Here is a 4,334-nt window from a genome sequence, read left to right as displayed (position 1 = left end):
TCGAAACGCCGGCCCCGGCCAAACGCAAGCTCAGCTTCAAGGATGCGCGCGAGCTGGAGCAGCTGCCGGCCAGGATCGAGCAGCTGGAAATGGACGTGGAAGGCCTGACCGGTGCAATGAACGATCCGACGTTCTATACCCGTTCCAGTGCCGAGGTGACCGCACATACGCAGCAGCTGTCCAAGGTGCAGGCCGAGCTGGACGCGGCCTACGCGCGCTGGCAGGAACTGGACAGCTGAGCAGCTTGCCGGGGTTCGCCCCGGCCGCGCATGCTGGCGCCTTCCCTTACAGGCGGGCGCGGCCATGCGCTATGCGGCAACCGGTATTGCACTGATGGTGACGGGCCTGATCGGCTCGGCGCAGGCGGCGGTCAAAGACAGCACGTCGACGGGTTTCACGGTCGAGAACCAGGTGCTGATCCAGGCATCGCCGGCGCAGGTATGGGAGGCGATGACCGCGCAGATCGACCACTGGTGGCCCAAGGACCACAGCTGGTGGGGTGCGGCCTCCACCCTGACGATCGACCCGCGCGCCGGCGGCTGCTTCTGCGAAATCGCCGGCGGCCGGCAGGCGCAGCATCTGCAGGTGGTGTTCGTCGACCCGGACAAGACCCTGCGCATGAGTGGCGGTCTGGGGCCGATGCAGGCCATGGGCCTGCATGGTGTGGCCGAATGGACGCTGCAGGCCGAGGGCGCGGCGACCCGGGTGAGCTGGCGTTACCGTGCCGGCGGCTATACCCCGGATGACCTGGCGAAACTCGCGCCTGTCGTGGATACGGTGCAGGCGCAGCAGCTGGCTGGACTGGCGAGCTGGCTGCAGCAGCCCCGCTGAGCCGGCTCAGTCGGCGGCGGGTTCCGTGGACGCTGCGCCGCCATCGGCCAGTTCCAGAAACGCCCAGAACGGAATGTTGTCCTCGGCCCAGCTGGCCGAGGCTTCGGAGAGCACGTCCAGCAGCGTGTCGAAATCCCCGCTGCCGGCTTGACGCAGGTCCTCGGCATCGTTGAAGAGCAGCGCGTAGCCGTTGCCCGGCAGCCAGGACAGGTCGCGCAACGCATCGGACAGCGCATCCCAGTTGCGGCTCCAGCCGGTCGGGAAGTCCAGTTGCGTGCCGATGCGCATCAGCAGCGTGCGCTTGTCGGTACAGGCTTGCAGATCGATCCGGCATACGCGCAGCCCGGCATCGCGCGCGGCGGCAGCCAATCCGCCCAGATCGCCGTCGCCCACGCCAAACACGCCGGCCTGGCTGGCATCGTCCAGCCCCATGTCGAAACCGCTGTCACTCATGGCGCACTCCGGGGGGCGGGGACTTCAAAACTGCGGAAACTGTCGTAGTGGTCATCGGTGTAATACCAGGCCTCGGGCGGGTCGCCGCCGGTGACGATCCGCCTGGCGCCGCGGTGCTGCAGGCCGGGCGTGTCCACGGTGTATTCGCGGTAATAGCCGCGCGGCCGCTGCGGCAGGCGTTGTTCCCGGTTGCCGAACACGCTGCCGTCCTGCCGGTGTGGATACGGACCGCCACGCTGGATCAGCGCGATGGTGGCGTGCGCCTCGGATGGCAGGAAGGCGGGCAGAGCGTCGCGCGCGCGCGGTGCTTGCGGTTCCCCACGGTCTCCGCCGGTAGCTGTGGCGGGATTGCTCAGCGAAGGGGCGAACTGCGGCGGCGCCGGACGCTGCACTTCGTGCATGCCCCACAGACCGGCGACCAGCAGGGACAGGGCGACGAACAGAAGAACGGGCTTACGCATCGGCGGGGCGGATCAGGTTGCTGCGAAGGGCTTCGATTATCACGTGTGGCGCGGGCTTTTTTTGAACGGAAGCTGCGGCGGCATGCTTTCACCCGGGAATAACAACGGCAGTGCAGGTGTTCCCCATCGATCGGAATGCTGCAACAGGACAAAGCTTCCTTTACACCGGTCTTGGTAAGTTGCCGCTACCTGCCTACCATTGACCTTGCATCTGCATCGCCCGGCATCGCCGGGCACAGACCCCAGGCACATACCCAAGGAGATTCCTGATGGCCTTTACCCTGCCCAAGCTGCCTTACGCCTACGACGCGCTGGAACCGTACATGGATGCGGCCACCGTCGAGATTCACCACTCCAAGCACCACCAGACCTACGTCAACAACCTCAACGCGCTGCTGGAAGGCACCGAGTACGCGGACCTGCCGATCGACGAACTGCTGCGCAAGGTCAAGACCCTTCCGGAAAACCTGCAGCAGGGCGTGCGCAACCAGGGCGGCGGCCACGGCAACCACGCGCTGTTCTGGGACGTGATCGCCCCGAACGCCGGCGGCACCCCGGGCGGCGAGCTGGCCAAGGCGATCGACGAGCAGCTGGGCGGCTTTGCCAAGTTCAAGGAAGATTTCACCAAGGCCGCGCTGACCCAGTTCGGCTCGGGCTGGGCGTGGCTGAGCGTCACCGCGGACAAAAAACTGGTCATCGAGAAGACCGGCAACCAGGAAAGCCCACTGATGGAAGGCCGTACCCCGGTGCTGACCATCGACGTGTGGGAACACGCCTACTACCTGAAGTTCCAGAACCGCCGCGCCGAGTTCATTGAAACCTTCTACAGCCTGATCAACTGGCAGGAAGTGGAGCGTCGTTACGCCGCTGCGATGGCCTGAGGGCGATCGGCGCCGTCGTGATCGACGGCGCGCGCGGAGCAAAACGGCCGGGCAGTGATGCCCGGCCGTTTCCATTTCAGGGAGGGTCCTGTGTAGCCGCTTCGTCAGTCTCGATCAGCCGGACGGTGACCATCAGCCCCAGCGGCCGCGGGTTGGTGGGGCCATCCTCCTCGGAAGTCAGCCGCACCATCTGTTGCGCCACATCCGCGAACCGTCGCACCTGGTAGAGCACATCCATGCCGTGGCCGGATGGCGCACCGGGGATCGCCTCGCTGCGGCGTGCGGCAGGATTCTTGCGTGCGGGCTGGAACCCGGGCAATTGCTCGACCAGCTCACCGGTGGAGGCCGAGAAGTCGCCGACCACCAGCGATGGATACCCGTCACCGGTAGCCGCGATCCAGGTGCGCAGGTCCGCTGCCTGGTGCTCGCGCGCGCTGGCGTCATCGTTTTCGGGCCGGATCCGTACCAGATAGACGTTCACCGTGTTCGATCCGCGCTGCAGGCGTTGCATGCCGGCGGCGCTGAACTGGTTGGCCCCATGCAGCAGGGTGATGCCATCTTCGACCACGCTGTCGCGACTGAGCAGCACATTGCCCTGGCGCAGCGGCTGGCTTGGCGGATCGGCGGTGATGAAGTCGCAGTTGTATTGCAGGCGGCTGGCCAGCCAGCAGGCGGGATTGGGGGCGTCAGGCGACTGCCGCACCTGCTGCACGGCGATCACATCCGGGTGCAGTTCCTGAAGCAGCGCGACAATCCGCTCGCGCTGTTCCGTCCACTGCACCGCCTCGGAAGGCAGGCGCAGAGTGGCCACTTTTAGCGCTGGCGCGGTCGGTTCGGCCGCGCCAGCGAAAGACAGAACAAGCAATCCGAGATAGCCCCAGCGCACCATTGCACAGATTCATTCGAGCGTATTTCATCCTAACGTGCACCGGCGTGGACGGGCTGTGCAGGCCTCAGAACGCGCTGACGTCGCTGCGCATCACCGGATAGAGCTGGTAACGCTCATCCCAGGCGCTGTGGCGGCGGTAGAAGAAGTCCAGTCGCGCGGCGGGATCGGCGGCGAACGCCGGCTCGTCGCGCAGACGGCGCTCGAACTCGCTGCGCAGTTCCGGATCGGCGTCGAGCATCTGCCGGGCGACCTGTTCGGCGACATAGTCCTCCATGTATTCCTTGCGCTCGAACTGGTTGTTGAACCAGCCCCATTGCAGCAGCGAGTCCGGCGCCTGCGGTTCGAGCAGCGTCATCGCCAGGCGGGCCCTGGGCTGGGCGATCGGCACGAACAGCGAGCCGGCCGGCACGGTGCGTTTTTCCTCCTGCCACTGTCCGCTAACCTGCAGCCGCTGGTGACCTTCCACCGGTTGTGCGGCCGGGGTCGATTTTCCGGCGCGGAAGGTCTGCAGCGGATGTTCCTTGCTGGAGGCGACCGTGCGGAAATCGATGCCGTGCTGGCGCAGCTTCGCGCCTACGGCCTCGGCATGGGCGGCCGGCACGATATAGCCGCCGCGTGGTGCGACCACCTGGACCGACGGGGAGATCGTGTCGCGCATCGGCACGCGCCAGACCTGCGGGGTGGTCTCGTCATAGCGCGTCATCAGCGCGCCGGACACCTCCGAGGCGTGCGGGTATAGGCATAGCCGAGGAAATCGACGGGATGGGCCTCGGGGCCGGTGGCCCAGGCCAATGGCACCGCCGTGCCGGCCAGTGCGCT

The 4,334-nt window shown here is 66.5% G+C and carries 5 protein-coding genes and 2 pseudogenes; 3 read left to right on the top strand and 4 right to left on the bottom strand.

The genetic code is table 11. The annotated features are described in order from the left end of the window. Positions 1-239, top strand: a pseudogene (locus JCM9942_RS11360) (ABC transporter ATP-binding protein); the annotation flags it as partial. Between the two features lie 64 nt (positions 240-303). Then, positions 304-831 carry an SRPBCC family protein gene (locus JCM9942_RS11355; RefSeq protein ID WP_054659755.1) on the top strand — a complete coding sequence of 176 codons (528 nt, stop codon included), beginning with the start codon at positions 304-306 and terminating at the stop codon, positions 829-831. 6 nt (positions 832-837) lie between these two features. On the opposite strand, the gene JCM9942_RS11350 is transcribed toward JCM9942_RS11355, so the two are convergent. Further along, a complete protein-coding gene (locus tag JCM9942_RS11350) occupies positions 838-1,284 on the bottom strand; it encodes a barstar family protein (protein WP_054659753.1) in 447 nt (148 codons plus the stop codon). Continuing rightward, positions 1,281-1,745 carry a guanyl-specific ribonuclease gene (locus JCM9942_RS11345; RefSeq protein WP_054659751.1) on the bottom strand — a complete coding sequence of 155 codons (465 nt, stop codon included), beginning with the start codon at positions 1,743-1,745 and terminating at the stop codon, positions 1,281-1,283. The genes JCM9942_RS11350 and JCM9942_RS11345 overlap by 4 nt, the downstream gene beginning before the upstream one ends. Positions 1,746-2,014: 269 nt before the next feature. Between JCM9942_RS11345 and JCM9942_RS11340 the strand changes: the two genes are divergently transcribed. Further along, positions 2,015-2,626, top strand: coding sequence for a superoxide dismutase (locus JCM9942_RS11340; RefSeq protein WP_054659749.1), 612 nt, complete (start codon positions 2,015-2,017; stop codon positions 2,624-2,626). 76 nt (positions 2,627-2,702) lie between these two features. On the opposite strand, the gene JCM9942_RS11335 is transcribed toward JCM9942_RS11340, so the two are convergent. Together JCM9942_RS11335 and JCM9942_RS11330 are read right to left on the bottom strand one after the other, a co-directional pair. Further along, complete coding sequence (locus tag JCM9942_RS11335) at positions 2,703-3,437, bottom strand: endonuclease/exonuclease/phosphatase family protein (RefSeq protein ID WP_241772695.1); 735 nt, start codon at positions 3,435-3,437, stop codon at positions 2,703-2,705. 142 nt (positions 3,438-3,579) lie between these two features. Then, positions 3,580-4,334 (bottom strand): annotated as a pseudogene (locus JCM9942_RS11330) (peptidase M14); the annotation flags it as partial.

The sequence above is a fragment of the Stenotrophomonas pictorum JCM 9942 genome, assembly GCF_001310775.1.
Taxonomy (GTDB): domain Bacteria; phylum Pseudomonadota; class Gammaproteobacteria; order Xanthomonadales; family Xanthomonadaceae; genus Stenotrophomonas; species Stenotrophomonas pictorum.
This window is presented reverse-complemented; position numbering and strand designations above follow the sequence as displayed.